Raw genomic sequence first — 12,514 nt, 5'->3', positions numbered from 1 at the left:
AGGGCAGGGCGCATGACACCGACATCGCAGCGCAGGGTCTCGATCTTTGGGGCGACCGGGTCGATTGGGCAATCCACGATTGACCTGATCGCGCGTGACCTTGCCGCCTATGACGTTGTGGCGCTGACCGGTGGGCATAACGTGGCCTTGCTGGCGCGCGATGCAATCCGTCTGAACGCGGACATCGCGATCACCGCCCATGAAGAGCACCTGCCAGCCCTGCGCGACAGGTTGTCCGGTTCCGGGATTGAGGCTGCGGCAGGAGAGGCCGCGATTGAGGAGGCCGCCACGCGACCCGCCGATTGGGTCATGTCCGCAATCGTGGGGGCGGCCGGTTTGCTGCCAGGTCTGCGCGCACTGGAAGCCCGCGCGACGCTGGCACTGGCCAATAAGGAAAGCCTGGTAACGGCGGGGCCGCTGATCATGGCCACGGCAAAAGCGCATCACGCTCGCATTCTGCCCGTGGACAGCGAACACTCGGCGGTGTTTCAGGGGCTGGCAGGCGAAAACCTGGCAGCGGTCGAGCGGGTGATCATCACGGCCTCGGGTGGGGCATTTCGCGACTGGCCGTTGGAAAAACTCGCTCATGCCACGTTGGCGCAAGCCAGTGCCCATCCAAACTGGGATATGGGTCAACGCATCACCATCGACAGCGCATCCATGTTTAATAAGGCATTGGAAGTAATAGAAACCAAAGAGTATTTTGGTTTTCTTGCAGATCAAATCGAAGTCGTCGTGCACCCCCAAAGTCTGGTTCACGCGCTTGTCGGGTTCAACGATGGTGCCTTGATGGCACATCTTGGCGCCCCGGATATGCGCCACGCCATCGGATATGCGCTACATTGGCCGGATCGGCGCACATTGCCAGTGGATCGTCTGGATTTGGCCCAAATTGCAACCTTGGAGTTTCGTGCACCTGACGAGCAACGATACCCCGCGCTGCGTCTGGCGCGCGAGGTGATGGCGGCAGGCGGCTTGTGCGGAGCGATTTTCAACGCGGCGAAAGAGGAGGCGTTGGACAGTTTCATTGCGGGCCGCATCGGTTTCATGGATATGGCTGACGTGGTTGAACAGGTTTTGACGCGTCTTGACGCAGATGTGACCCTGATGCAGGGCGCAATGACCCTTGATAATGTTCGCGCCGCCGACCAAATGGGACGGATAACTGCCCAGCAAGTCATCGGTTCATACCCCGCCGTGTAAGCGGCCAATAGTAGAAAAAAGAGCAGGAGAGACATCCCATGGAATTCACCGGGTTGCTTCCCGATTTTGGAAACCTCGCCTTTACGATATTGGCGTTCCTGGCTGCGCTGACGGTGATTGTCGCGGTGCATGAATATGGCCACTACATCGTCGGGCGTTGGTCTGGGATCAAGGCTGACGTGTTTTCGATCGGGATGGGCCCGGTTTTGACCTCGAAGATGGACAAACACGGCACGCAATGGCAGATCGCGGCCTTCCCCATCGGCGGATATGTCAAGTTCCGGGGGGACGCCAATGTCGCGTCGGGCAGCGCGGATGAAGACGCCATGGCGGAGATGAGCGCCGAGGAAAGGCGCCATACCATGCATGGGGCCCCGCTCTGGGCGCGGGCAGCCACGGTTGCAGCCGGGCCGATCTTCAACTTCATTCTTTCGATCATTGTCTTTGCCGGGCTTGCGCTTGCCACCGGCGTCGCGCGTGATCCGCTGTCGGTTGCCACACCATTGGACGTGCCGGGAATGGAAGATGGCCTGAGATCCGGGGACGAGATCCTGTCGATTGCCGGGATCGAGACTCCGCCCTTGGCGGACTTTGCCACATTGGTCGAAAAGCTGCCCGATACGGCCCTGATCGACTATCGGGTTCGGCGCGATGGGCAGGTGATGGATCTGACCGCAACCCATCCCTTTCCCGCCCTTGTCGGGTCTGTCAGCCCGCAATCGGCGGCGATTGATGCGGGTTTGAAAGAAGGCGACTTCATCGCGACGGTCGATGGCACCCCGGTGCCCACCTTCAACACCCTGCGCGAGATCGTGGTGAACGGTGATGGAAGCCCCATGACCCTTGGCATCGTGCGCGAGGGCAAACCGCTTGAGGTAACGCTGACCCCGCGCCGGCAAGACATTCCCAGCGCCGATGGCGGGTTTGAAACCCGTTGGCTGATCGGCATCACCTCGGGCATGGTGTTTGAACCGGCGACCCGCACACCCGGTGTCTGGGAAAGCGTCGCGTCCGGGGCTGAACGGGTGGTCTATATCATCCGCGCCAGCCTGTCGGGGCTTTGGCATATGATCACCGGTGCGATCTCAAGCTGCAATCTGTCCGGTCCAATTGGCATTGCGCAGGTCTCGGGGCAGGCCGCGTCGATGGGAGCCACCAGCTTCATCAGTTTTATTGCGATGCTGTCGACGGCCATCGGTCTGTTGAACCTGTTCCCGATCCCGGTTCTGGACGGTGGACATCTGGTGTTCTATGCATGGGAGGCGGTGACGGGCAAAGCACCGTCCGACAAGGTTCTTAATGTTCTGTTGGCAATTGGTCTGTCTCTGGTGTTGTCCTTGATGGTGTTTGGGGTCACAAATGACCTGTTTTGCCCGTGAAACCACTGTAAACCCGCGCTTGCCACAATCTTGCCGCATTTCTGAAAAGGTTGTGCCGCAATCCCTTTCTAATCTTTGAGATGTCGTGAACTACGACTCGTTGAAAGGGTTGGGCAATGGACCGGATAGATCGCGGATCAAACGCATTCGCTGTTTTGGTTGATCTGAACTGGGATAGATTATTTTTCGCGAGCGCGATTGCAGCCGCTCTCGTCTTAAGCGCGGCGCTGCATAGTCTTTTGTGATCCCCCGAAAATCGCCGGGATGGCACGACCATCACCTTGACCCGCCACAGCAACCCTGTGCGCGGGTTTGTCATGACCGGATGCCGGATTTGATCGCGTCGAGCGCATCTGGACAATCTACATCGCACGCACGCCGGACGTGATCGAATTGGCGCGGCGCCGCCCCCTTTCGAAAGTCTTGTTTCGCGCTTTGACAAGACCGTCGCAACCCCTTATCCACATTGGCACTGGGATGTCTGGGGAAAGTAAATACGATGGCATTTGATAAGAGGTTGGGCAGCAACCGTTTCAAGACAACAGGGCGCGGCGCAAAAGGTCTTTTGACCAGCGGTGGGCTGGCATTTTTTCTGGCAATTACCGGGGTTACGGTCACGGTGCCGCATGTTGCGGTCGCGCAATCCTATGCGTTCCAGCGGATCGAGATCGAGGGCACGCAGCGGATCGAAGCCGCCACCATCCTGTCCTATCTGGGAATCGCCCAAGGAGAGGCCGTCTCGGCGGCGCAGTTGAATGATGGATATCAACGTCTTGTCGGCTCTGGCCTTTTCGAAGACGTGCAAATCCTGCCACGCGGCAACACTTTGGTGGTAAAGGTCCGCGAATACCCGACCATCAATGTTGTATCGGTCGAAGGAAACCGCAAGGTCAAAGATGACGTCTTTGCACCCCTCCTGAAATCCCAGCCACGTCAGGTCTATAGTCCGGCCAACGCGGAGCTGGACGTTCAAACCATCACCGAGCTGTATCAGGCGCAAGGCCGATTGGCGGCGCAGGTGACACCGAAAATCATCCGCCGCTCGAACAACCGTGTCGATCTGGTATTCGAAGTTGTCGAAGGCCGCAATGTCGAGGTCGAGCGTCTGTCCTTTGTCGGCAACCGTCAGTTTTCGGACAGTCGACTGCGGCGGGTTCTTGAAACCAAGCAGGCCGGCATCCTGCGTGCCCTGATCCGGGCCGACACCTATGCGCCGGAACGGATCGAGTTCGACAAGCAGGTGTTGCGCGACTTCTATTTGTCGCGCGGCTATGTGGATTTCAAAACCACGGGCGTCACAAGCGAATTTTCCCGCGAGCGCGACGCTTTCTTCATCACCTTTTCGGTGCAAGAAGGCCAACAGTTCCGGTTTGGCAACATCACCACCTCGTCCGAGGTGAACAATATAAACGCGGCCGACTATCAAGCGGTGCATAAATTGCGCTCGGGTGTTGTCTACAGCCCGGCGCTGATGGACAACGCCATTGCGCGAATGGAACGTCTGGCCATTCGCAATGGTCAGGATTTCGTCCGCGTTGAACCGCGAGTGACCCGCAACGAACGCGCGCGCACGCTGGATATTGATCTGGTTCTGGTCCGCGGCCCGCGCATCATCGTCGAACGAATCGACATCGAAGGCAACGCGACCACGTTGGATCGCGTGGTGCGCAACCAGTTCCGCGTGGTGGAAGGCGACCCGTTCAACCCCCGCGAAATTCGCGAGGCGGCAGAACGTGTGCGCGCGCTTGGATATTTCTCGAATTCGAATGTCGAGGCACGCGAGGGATCTGCACCCGACCAGGTGGTGATTGATGTCGATGTCGAAGAAGCCCCGACCGGATCGCTGAGTTTTGGCGGCGTCTATAGTCTTGAAAACGGCTTTGGTCTGAATATTGCTTTCACGGAACGCAACTTCCTTGGTCGCGGACAGTATCTCAGCGCCAGCTATTCAAGCGGTGAGGATACGTCGAGTTTCTCGTTCAAATTTGCCGAGCCGAATTTCCTGGATCGTGATCTGGAGCTGGGGTTCGAAGCCTATTATCAGGAAACCGCCTTCGCCTCGTCCTTCTACAACACGCGCTCGCTGGCAATTCGGCCTTCAATCTCGTTTCCGATCAGAGAATATTCCCGGCTTGGTCTGCGTGTGTATGGCGATGGCGCGGAAATCACCGATGTCGATAATGATAGCTCGCAAGTCCTGAAAAACGAAGGCGCGCGCGGCCGGCAGGTTGGCGCGGGTGTCGGTTTGACCTGGAGCTATGATACGCGCCGCACCGGGTTGGACCCGAACCGCGGGTATCTGCTTCAGTTCGACGGCGATCTGGGCGGTCTGGGTGCAGATTATCAATACGCAAGGGCATCCGCCTTGGCGCAGGCTCAGACCAAGATCTGGAACGATCAAGTGACACTGACGGCGACCGTCGAGGGCGGGATCCTTCACGGTCTTGATGGCAACCCGTCGCGTGTGACGGACCGCTTCCGCCTTGGCCCGTCCAAATTGCGGGGATTTGCCACCAATGGGATCGGACCGCGGGACCTGACTGCAATCAATCAGGATACGTTGGGCGGCAACAAGTTTGCGGCCGCGCGTCTTGAAGCGCAGTTCCCCGTTGGCTTGCCCGAAGAATACGGCATCACCGGCGGTCTGTTCCTTGACGCCGGGACGTTGTGGGGGCTGGACGACACGTTGGGCGGCACGATTGACGACAGCGCGCATCTGCGTTCCTCAATCGGGGCGTCGATTTTCTGGGACACACCGATCGGTCCGCTTCGGTTCAACTTCTCGCATGTGTTGGCCAAGGAAGACTATGACGAAGAGAACAGCTTCGAGCTTACGATTTCGGCAGAGTTCTGATCCAGTGATCCGGCTGGCGCTGCGATACGCATGTTGCGGTTTGCGGCGTCATGCCGTCCGGTTCTTCTTTCCGGTCTCATTGGCGACGGGGCTGATTTTCGGATCACTTCCCACGCCGGTGATGGCCCAGCAGACTGGCAGCGCCGTATCTCAGATTGTCACCATTGATCGGCAAAGTCTGTTTTCCGACACACAATATGGCCGCAGGGTGGTCGAAACGGTCGAGTCTGAACGCGTGCGGCTGGCCAGTGAAACGCGCAAGGTCGAAGAGGCCTTGGTAAAGGAAGAGCGTGAACTGACCGATAAGCGGGACGGTATGTCGCCCGATGACTTTCGCAAACTTGCCAAGGCGTTCGACGAAAAAGTTCAAGCTCTGCGCACTGAAGGGACTGAACGCGAGCAGGAATTTGTCCGCACGCTGGAACGGGAACAAGCCGCATTTTTTGAACGGATCGGCCCGATTCTGGGAAAGCTGGTGCGCGAATTGGGCGCTGTGGTCATCTTGGATCGGCGCGCCATACTGCTGACCACGCAGAACATCGACATCACCAAACTTGCGGTTGAGCGTATCGATCAGGTGCTGGGTGATGGCAGCGATTTGCAAGACAGCGCGCCCTCATCCCCGGCGGGAGAGGTTGTGCCCCCGGAACAGCCCGCACCCGAAATGCCGGTCTTTCCCTTGGGGGACGCAGCCCCGGACGGCACATCGCCTGATAACTGATAGCAATTGTTTCAACCGTTCCAGACTGGTAGTCAGATAGGACTGGGCCACCAAGAGCCCCATATGCAAAGGACGTGACTATGACATCAGACGTGCCCAGCACCGCAGATATCCAACTGATCCAGCAATGTATTCCCCACCGCTATCCTTTTTTGCTGGTGGACCGGGTCGAGGATATTCGCGCCAAGGAATTTGCCAAGGGCATCAAGATGGTCACGATGAACGAGCCGCATTTCCAGGGACACTTTCCGGGTCTGCCGATCATGCCGGGTGTCACGATCATCGAAGCGATGGCGCAGACCTCGGCGGTGATGGTGTCCTTGTCGTTGGGCCTTGTCGGGTCGGGAGCCGTTGTCTACTTCATGGGTATTGACAGCGCCAAGTTTCGTCGCAAGGTCGTGCCGGGCGATGTGCTTGAGCTGCATGTGACCACCATTCGCGGCGGCGCAAAGGTCTGGAAATTCGACGGGCGCGCCATGGTCGGTGACCAATTGGCCTGCGAGGCGACCTTTATGGCAATGATCGACGTGACCGGCGGGAAAGGCTGACCGATGACTGCCAAAGGGGGCGTTGATCCCACAGCCCTGGTTCATGCCAGCGCGATCATAGAAGACGGCGCGGTTGTTGGTGCCGAGTGCCGGATCGGCCCGTTTTGCGTGATCGGCCCGAAGGTCAGGCTTGGTGCCGGGGTCGAGGTGAAATCCCATGTGGTGATCACCGGCGATACCGAAATAGGCGACGAGACTGTGATTTTTCCGTTTTCGGTGATTGGCGAGATTCCACAGGATTTGAAATTCGCGGGCGAGGATACGCGGCTGGTGATTGGTAAACGCAACCGCATCCGTGAACATGTCACCATGAACACCGGCACCGCCGGCGGCGGCTTTGTCACGCGCATTGGTGACGATGGGTTGTTCATGGCGGGCAGCCATGTGGCCCATGACGCCCAGATTGGCAACAACGTCATTTTGGTCAACAATGTCGCGGTGGCCGGTCATGTGGTCATCGAAGATGATGTGATCGTCGGGGGTCTGTCCGGGTTGCATCAATGGATCCGCATTGGTCGCGGTGCGATCATCGGCGCCTTGTCGATGGTGACAGCCGATGTTTTGCCACATGCTTTGGTGCAAGGGCCGCGCGCGGAACTGGACGGGTTAAACCTTGTCGGGTTGAAACGTCGTGGGGTGGCGCGAGCTGATATCGCGGCCTTACGGTCTGCCTTGCAGGTATTGAAAAACGGCGAGGGGTCGTTTCGCGACCGCGCCGCCGGTTTGGCGGACAGCGCAGACAGCGACTATGTTCGCGAACTGGTTGCCTTTATCACCGGTGACAGCGACCGTGGTTTCCTGACCCCAAAATAGCGAGCAGCAATGACCGACCGCCTTGCCATCATCGCCGGAACCGGGGACCTGCCGCACCGCATTGCCGCCAGCAATCCGGGCGCGCTGTTCGTGACGATCAAGGGCGTCGAAGTGGCCGCCCCGGACGGGCATGAACTGGTCGAGGCGAGCTATGAAAAACTGGGTGCCTTGTTCAAATCCATGCGCGGGGCAGGGGTCGCGCGCGTGGTTTTTGCGGGCAAGGTTGATCGCCCTAAGCTGAACCCCTTGCGGATGGACCGTGTGACTCTGGGCCTGTTTCCTCGGGTCAAGGCGGTTCTGGGCAAGGGCGATGACGCGCTTTTGCGGCTGGTGGCCGAGGTTTTCGAAGAACAGGGGTTTCAGGTGGTCGCCGCCACCGATGTGGCGCAAGGGCTGAGCCTTGACGCCACGGTCATCGGTCGCACCCCCAGCGATCAGGACCGCCGGGATGCGGATCGTGCCTGGTCCATTCTGAACACGTTGGTCCCCGAAGATCTGGCGCAGGGGGCAGTTGTGGCGGGCGGACAATGTCTGGGGATCGAGACCATTCAGGGCACCGATGCGTTGTTGCGTTTCGTATCTGAATCTCCCGAACATCTGAAGCTGGGCGCGCGTGGCGTGTTTGTAAAACGTTCCAAACCCGGACAAGACCAGCGCATGGATATCCCGACCATTGGCCCGGCAACCGTGGAGGCGGTGGCCAAGGCGGGCCTGGGCGGCATCGTGATACCGGCAGGCGATGTGATCGTTATGGAGCAAGACGAAGTCGTACGATTGATTGAAGAGCATGATCTTTTCCTGGACGTGCGCGGGGCCACGCCATGAAGGTGTTCCTGATCGCGGGCGAACCCTCGGGTGATCGGTTGGGCGCGGCGCTGATGGCGGGACTGAAATCTGTGGTGGATGACGTCGAGTTTCTGGGCATCGGTGGCACCGCGATGGCTGGTGAAGGATTGCAATCGCAATTTCCCATGTCCGACCTGTCTGTCATGGGTATTGCCGAGGTCGCACCCAAATATTTCCACCTGAAACGCCGCATCCGTGAAACGGCCGAGGCGGTGATTAAAGCCAGTCCCGATGTGATGATCACGATCGACAGTCCGGATTTCTGTCTGCGCGTGGCGCGGATCGTGAAAGAGGATGAAGTTGAGGGGCTGACCTTTGGCCGCGACATTCCCACGGTGCACTACGTTGCGCCCTCGGTCTGGGCGTGGCGTCCGAAACGGGCCGAGAAAATGGCGCAGTGGATCGATCATGTGCTGGCGCTATTGCCCTTCGAGCCACCTTACATGGAAGCCGCGGGGATGAGTTGCGAGTTTGTCGGCCATCCGGTTGTGGCGGAGCCGGTCGCATCGGATGCGCAGGCGCAGGCCTTTCGCGACGATCGTGGGATTGGTGATGTTCCCTTGCTTCTGGCATTGCCGGGATCGCGCAAGGGCGAGGTGGCGCGCCTGGCTGACCGCTTTGGCGAGACTTTGGGCCGTGTTCAACACGACCTCCCCGACATCAAGGTCGTATTGCCGGTGGCGCAGGGCGTGGACGGGCTGGTGCGTGACATGACCGCCAAATGGCCCGTGCAACCGATCCTGATCCCTGCTGATCAAGCAGATCAGAAACGGGCCGCATTTCGGGCGGCAGATGTGGCTTTAGCTGCGTCCGGGACGGTATCACTTGAACTCGCGGCTGCCGCGACACCGATGGTGATTGCCTATGACATGAACTGGCTTAGCCGGCTCTTGATCGGGCGCTTGTTGAAAATCGACACCGTGACATTGGTCAATCTGGTGTCCGAAACGCGGGTGGTGCCGGAGTTTCTTGGGCGAAACTGCACGCCCGACCAGATCGCGCCGGCGCTTCTGGCAACGCTGGCCGACCCCTCGGCCCAAAAAAGCGCGATGTCATTGACAATGGATCGTCTTGGCAAAGGGGGCGAGGCACCCGGACTTCGGGCCGCCCGTTCGGTTCTGAACGTGGTGGCGCGGGCACAAACAGCCTGACGCGCCAGCCGATACAGCTTAGGCGCTACTCTGCCTCAGCGCCTTCGCTCAGGATCGCCTGAACTTTCGGGATGATCTCGGGCATCTTTTCCTGCACCATTTTTATCACCATTGGCGTCTGCCGTTCTGTCACCTGTGGCAGTTTACTCATCGCCGAACGACCCAGATCGGTGGCATAGAAATCGCGAATGGCCTTGATCTCGTCAAATGTGAACAATTCGGCCATGACAGCTGCCTGATCGCGCATGATCTCGTACATGGGACCGGACATTTCATCCTGATAAAGCTGGTCGATCCGGGCGATCTGGTCATCATTCAGGGGAATGCCTTTGGCGGTGACATCATCGACAAGGGGTTGCCACATGGTCTTGACCATTGCTTCCATGTCCATGTCTTCCAGGGTGGCTTCGATATAGCCGGTGGCGATCGCCAAACGCTGCTCATAGGTTTCCGCAGCCAGAACCGGCGTACCAAGCAGCGCGGCGGCGACAAGGGCGGGAAGTAGATTACGCATCAGAAGTCCTTTTCAGTGTCGTTTCCCTCGCATTCTCAACCCATAATTCCGCCGCCGCAATCACATTGGTCAAGTGGGGTGTGAACCGGAGCAAAAAAAACCGATTCAGCCGCGCCAGATCCAGCCGCCGCCGAAGACGCGCGAGCTGTCCAATGAATAGAACACACAGGCCTGTCCGGGGCTGACACCTTCTTCGGGAGTCAAAAGTTCGACCTCTGCTTCGGTCTCGGAAATCGGACGGATGATCGCCTCGCGCGGCGGGCGGGTTGATCGGATTTTCACGCCCATATGCCATTCCATGCGCGACATGAAGGGTTCGTCGCCCAGCCAGTTGATCTCACGCACAGGAACTGTGCGTGTGGCAAGCATCTCTTTTGGCCCGACCACGACCTGCTTGGCATCCACGTCCAGTTTGACCACGTAAAGCGGATCGGACAATCCGCCGATACCAAGCCCGCGTCTTTGGCCGATGGTGTAGTGAATGACGCCGTCATGCTGCCCCAGCGCGCGCCCGTCTGCATGCACAATCTCGCCGGGTTCGGCGGCCCCGGGGCGCAGTTTTTCGATGACGCTGGCGTAGTTCCCATCCGGCACGAAGCATATGTCCTGACTGTCGGGCTTGTCGGCGACTTCCAGCCCGTATTTTCGCGCCAGCGCCCGTGTTTCATCCTTGGTTTTCAGGTGGCCCAGGGGGAAACGAAGATAATTCAACTGCTCGGCAGTGGTCGAGAACAGGAAATAGCTCTGATCGCGGGCAGGATCGGCGGCGCGGTGAAGCTCCGGGCCGACCTGACCCACGGTGCGCTGGATGTAGTGTCCCGTCGCCATGCAATCGGCCCCCAGATCGCGCGCAGTTTCCAACAGGTCCTTGAATTTAACCCGCTCGTTGCAGCGGATGCAGGGCACGGGGGTGGCTCCGCCCAGATAGCTGTCGGCGAACTCTTCGATCACAGCGTCCTGAAAGATGTTTTCATAATCCAGCACGTAGTGCGGAAACCCCATGCTTTCAGCAACATGGCGGGCGTCGTGAATGTCGATTCCGGCGCAGCAGGCGCCTTTCTTGGCAAGGGCTGCACCGTGGTCGTAAAGCTGCAAGGTCACGCCGATGACATCATAGCCTTCTTCGGCCAGCATCGCGGCCACGACCGAACTGTCCACGCCACCCGACATCGCGACCACGACACGGGTCTCGGCGGGCGGTTTGGCGAAGCCCAGTGAATTCAGCACCGGGGCTGTTTTGGCTTTGACGGTCGTGGACATGACCAAATCCTTTCCAGAAGAATGTCGGAATATATGAAAATTCGAATGAACAACAAGGGGAAGCTTCACCTCTCTTTAAGTGTAACGGTCGAAAATCGTCACAGACCAAGACGTGAGGGCTGGATATGTATCTGAAAAAAGTTGAAGGGCCGCGCGCAGTGACCCTGCCGGATGGGTCGATCATGACGCGTGCTGATCTGCCACCGAAAACCACACGGCGCTGGGTCGCCAGCCGTAAAGCGGCCGTGGTGCGGGGCGTAATGTCCGGGTTGATTTCGGAACGAGATGCGCAAGAGCTTTATGCCTTGTCCGATGAGGAGCTGGCCGAGTGGATCCGGGCCGTGTCCGATCACGGAGAGGCCGCGTTGAAGGCCACCTCTCTACAAAGGTATAGACAACCTTAGATTGTTTTCGCTAAAAGTTCTGCATGGGTAACGTGTGGTTAACCATTTCACGAGATGCTGACTGCGAACATTAGGACTTTTTAGCGGAGAACCCGAAATATGCGTATACTTCTGGTGGAAGACGACCCGACAACATCGCGTAGCATCGAATTGATGCTGACCCATGCCAATCTGAATGTCTATGCAACCGATCTTGGTGAAGAAGGCATCGATCTGGCAAAGCTCTATGACTATGATCTTATCCTTCTTGATCTGAACCTGCCTGACATGAATGGGCACGAAGTTTTGCGTCAGCTTCGCATGGCGCGGGTGGAAACACCGATCCTGATCCTGTCCGGGGCCGATGACACCGAAAACAAGATCAAGGGCTTTGGGTTCGGGGCTGATGATTACATGACCAAACCATTCCACCGGGAAGAACTGATTGCCCGCATCCACGCAATCATTCGCCGGTCGAAAGGACATTCGCAATCGGTTATCAAGACCGGACCTATTGCCGTCAATCTGGATGCAAAAACCGTCGATGTTGACGGGCGCACCGTTCATTTGACCGGCAAGGAATACCAGATGTTGGAGCTTCTGTCGTTGCGCAAGGGCACAACCTTGACGAAAGAGATGTTCCTGAACCACCTTTACGGCGGGATGGACGAGCCGGAACTGAAGATCATCGACGTATTTATCTGCAAACTGCGCAAGAAATTGTCTACGGCAACCGGGGGCGACAGCCATATCGAAACGGTCTGGGGGCGTGGCTATGTCCTGCGCGACCCGGAACCTGCCGAATTGGACGCAAAAATCGCGATGGGCGCGTAAGTCGCGGC

12 protein-coding genes are annotated in these 12,514 nt (G+C 58.4%); 10 read left to right on the top strand and 2 right to left on the bottom strand.

Annotated features, from left to right (window positions below; all coding sequences use genetic code 11):
* Positions 1 to 12: 12 nt before the first annotated feature.
* The 8 genes from dxr (at position 13) to lpxB (ending at position 9,515) form a co-directional block, all read left to right on the top strand.
* Positions 13 to 1,203, top strand: coding sequence for a 1-deoxy-D-xylulose-5-phosphate reductoisomerase (gene dxr / locus AC13C8_RS03465; protein ID WP_482846380.1), 1,191 nt, complete (start codon positions 13 to 15; stop codon positions 1,201 to 1,203).
* 38 nt (positions 1,204 to 1,241) lie between these two features.
* On the top strand, positions 1,242 to 2,582 hold the full coding sequence (gene rseP, locus AC13C8_RS03460) for an RIP metalloprotease RseP (RefSeq protein WP_482846379.1): 1,341 nt from the start codon (positions 1,242 to 1,244) through the stop codon (positions 2,580 to 2,582).
* Between the two features lie 499 nt (positions 2,583 to 3,081).
* Positions 3,082 to 5,436 (top strand): outer membrane protein assembly factor BamA, encoded by a 2,355-nt coding sequence (gene bamA, locus AC13C8_RS03455; protein WP_482846378.1) that lies wholly within the window; start codon positions 3,082 to 3,084, stop codon positions 5,434 to 5,436.
* A gap of 121 nt (positions 5,437 to 5,557) precedes the next feature.
* The gene (locus AC13C8_RS03450) at positions 5,558 to 6,157 is read left to right on the top strand and encodes an OmpH/Skp family outer membrane protein (protein ID WP_218142237.1); all 600 of its coding nucleotides are present in this window, start codon (positions 5,558 to 5,560) and stop codon (positions 6,155 to 6,157) included.
* An 80-nt stretch (positions 6,158 to 6,237) separates the two neighbouring features.
* The gene (fabZ, locus tag AC13C8_RS03445) at positions 6,238 to 6,705 is read left to right on the top strand and encodes a 3-hydroxyacyl-ACP dehydratase FabZ (RefSeq protein ID WP_091430044.1); all 468 of its coding nucleotides are present in this window, start codon (positions 6,238 to 6,240) and stop codon (positions 6,703 to 6,705) included.
* 3 nt (positions 6,706 to 6,708) lie between these two features.
* The gene (lpxA, locus tag AC13C8_RS03440; protein ID WP_091430046.1) at positions 6,709 to 7,518 is read left to right on the top strand and encodes an acyl-ACP--UDP-N-acetylglucosamine O-acyltransferase; all 810 of its coding nucleotides are present in this window, start codon (positions 6,709 to 6,711) and stop codon (positions 7,516 to 7,518) included.
* A 9-nt stretch (positions 7,519 to 7,527) separates the two neighbouring features.
* Positions 7,528 to 8,343: an LpxI family protein gene (locus AC13C8_RS03435; RefSeq protein WP_091430048.1), complete on the top strand. Its 816-nt coding sequence runs from the start codon at positions 7,528 to 7,530 to the stop codon at positions 8,341 to 8,343.
* A complete protein-coding gene (lpxB, locus tag AC13C8_RS03430) occupies positions 8,340 to 9,515 on the top strand; it encodes a lipid-A-disaccharide synthase (protein ID WP_482846377.1) in 1,176 nt (391 codons plus the stop codon). Before AC13C8_RS03435 ends, lpxB begins: the two co-directional genes overlap by 4 nt.
* A 25-nt stretch (positions 9,516 to 9,540) precedes the next feature.
* Here the strand turns inward: lpxB and AC13C8_RS03425 are convergent, their stop codons facing one another.
* Both AC13C8_RS03425 and mnmA read right to left on the bottom strand, forming a co-directional pair.
* Positions 9,541 to 10,029 (bottom strand): DUF2059 domain-containing protein, encoded by a 489-nt coding sequence (locus AC13C8_RS03425; RefSeq protein ID WP_482846376.1) that lies wholly within the window; start codon positions 10,027 to 10,029, stop codon positions 9,541 to 9,543.
* Positions 10,030 to 10,134: 105 nt separating this feature from the next.
* A complete protein-coding gene (gene mnmA, locus AC13C8_RS03420) occupies positions 10,135 to 11,289 on the bottom strand; it encodes a tRNA 2-thiouridine(34) synthase MnmA (RefSeq protein WP_482846375.1) in 1,155 nt (384 codons plus the stop codon).
* Between the two features lie 125 nt (positions 11,290 to 11,414).
* On the opposite strand from mnmA, the gene sciP reads away from it, so the two are divergent.
* Together sciP and ctrA are read left to right on the top strand one after the other, a co-directional pair.
* Entirely contained in the window at positions 11,415 to 11,693 is a 279-nt protein-coding gene (sciP, locus tag AC13C8_RS03415; RefSeq protein ID WP_091430054.1) for a CtrA inhibitor SciP, read from the top strand.
* Between the two features lie 99 nt (positions 11,694 to 11,792).
* Positions 11,793 to 12,506, top strand: a complete 714-nt coding sequence (gene ctrA / locus AC13C8_RS03410) for a response regulator transcription factor CtrA (RefSeq protein ID WP_091430055.1) — start codon at positions 11,793 to 11,795, stop codon at positions 12,504 to 12,506.
* The last annotated feature ends 8 nt before the right edge of the window (positions 12,507 to 12,514 follow it).

It is taken from the genome of Aliiroseovarius sp. B-4, from assembly GCF_056857795.1.
Note: the sequence above shows the minus strand (reverse complement) of the source record. Positions and strands in the feature narration are given on the sequence as shown.

Coding starts and splice junctions, on each gene's coding strand:
- dxr (WP_482846380.1), top strand. CDS start 13: ATGACACCGACATCGCAGCGCAGGGTCTCGATCTTTGGGGCGACCGGG.
- rseP (WP_482846379.1), top strand. CDS start 1,242: ATGGAATTCACCGGGTTGCTTCCCGATTTTGGAAACCTCGCCTTTACG.
- bamA (WP_482846378.1), top strand. CDS start 3,082: ATGGCATTTGATAAGAGGTTGGGCAGCAACCGTTTCAAGACAACAGGG.
- AC13C8_RS03450 (WP_218142237.1), top strand. CDS start 5,558: ATGGCCCAGCAGACTGGCAGCGCCGTATCTCAGATTGTCACCATTGAT.
- fabZ (WP_091430044.1), top strand. CDS start 6,238: ATGACATCAGACGTGCCCAGCACCGCAGATATCCAACTGATCCAGCAA.
- lpxA (WP_091430046.1), top strand. CDS start 6,709: ATGACTGCCAAAGGGGGCGTTGATCCCACAGCCCTGGTTCATGCCAGC.
- AC13C8_RS03435 (WP_091430048.1), top strand. CDS start 7,528: ATGACCGACCGCCTTGCCATCATCGCCGGAACCGGGGACCTGCCGCAC.
- lpxB (WP_482846377.1), top strand. CDS start 8,340: ATGAAGGTGTTCCTGATCGCGGGCGAACCCTCGGGTGATCGGTTGGGC.
- AC13C8_RS03425 (WP_482846376.1), bottom strand. CDS start 10,029: ATGCGTAATCTACTTCCCGCCCTTGTCGCCGCCGCGCTGCTTGGTACG.
- mnmA (WP_482846375.1), bottom strand. CDS start 11,289: ATGTCCACGACCGTCAAAGCCAAAACAGCCCCGGTGCTGAATTCACTG.
- sciP (WP_091430054.1), top strand. CDS start 11,415: ATGTATCTGAAAAAAGTTGAAGGGCCGCGCGCAGTGACCCTGCCGGAT.
- ctrA (WP_091430055.1), top strand. CDS start 11,793: ATGCGTATACTTCTGGTGGAAGACGACCCGACAACATCGCGTAGCATC.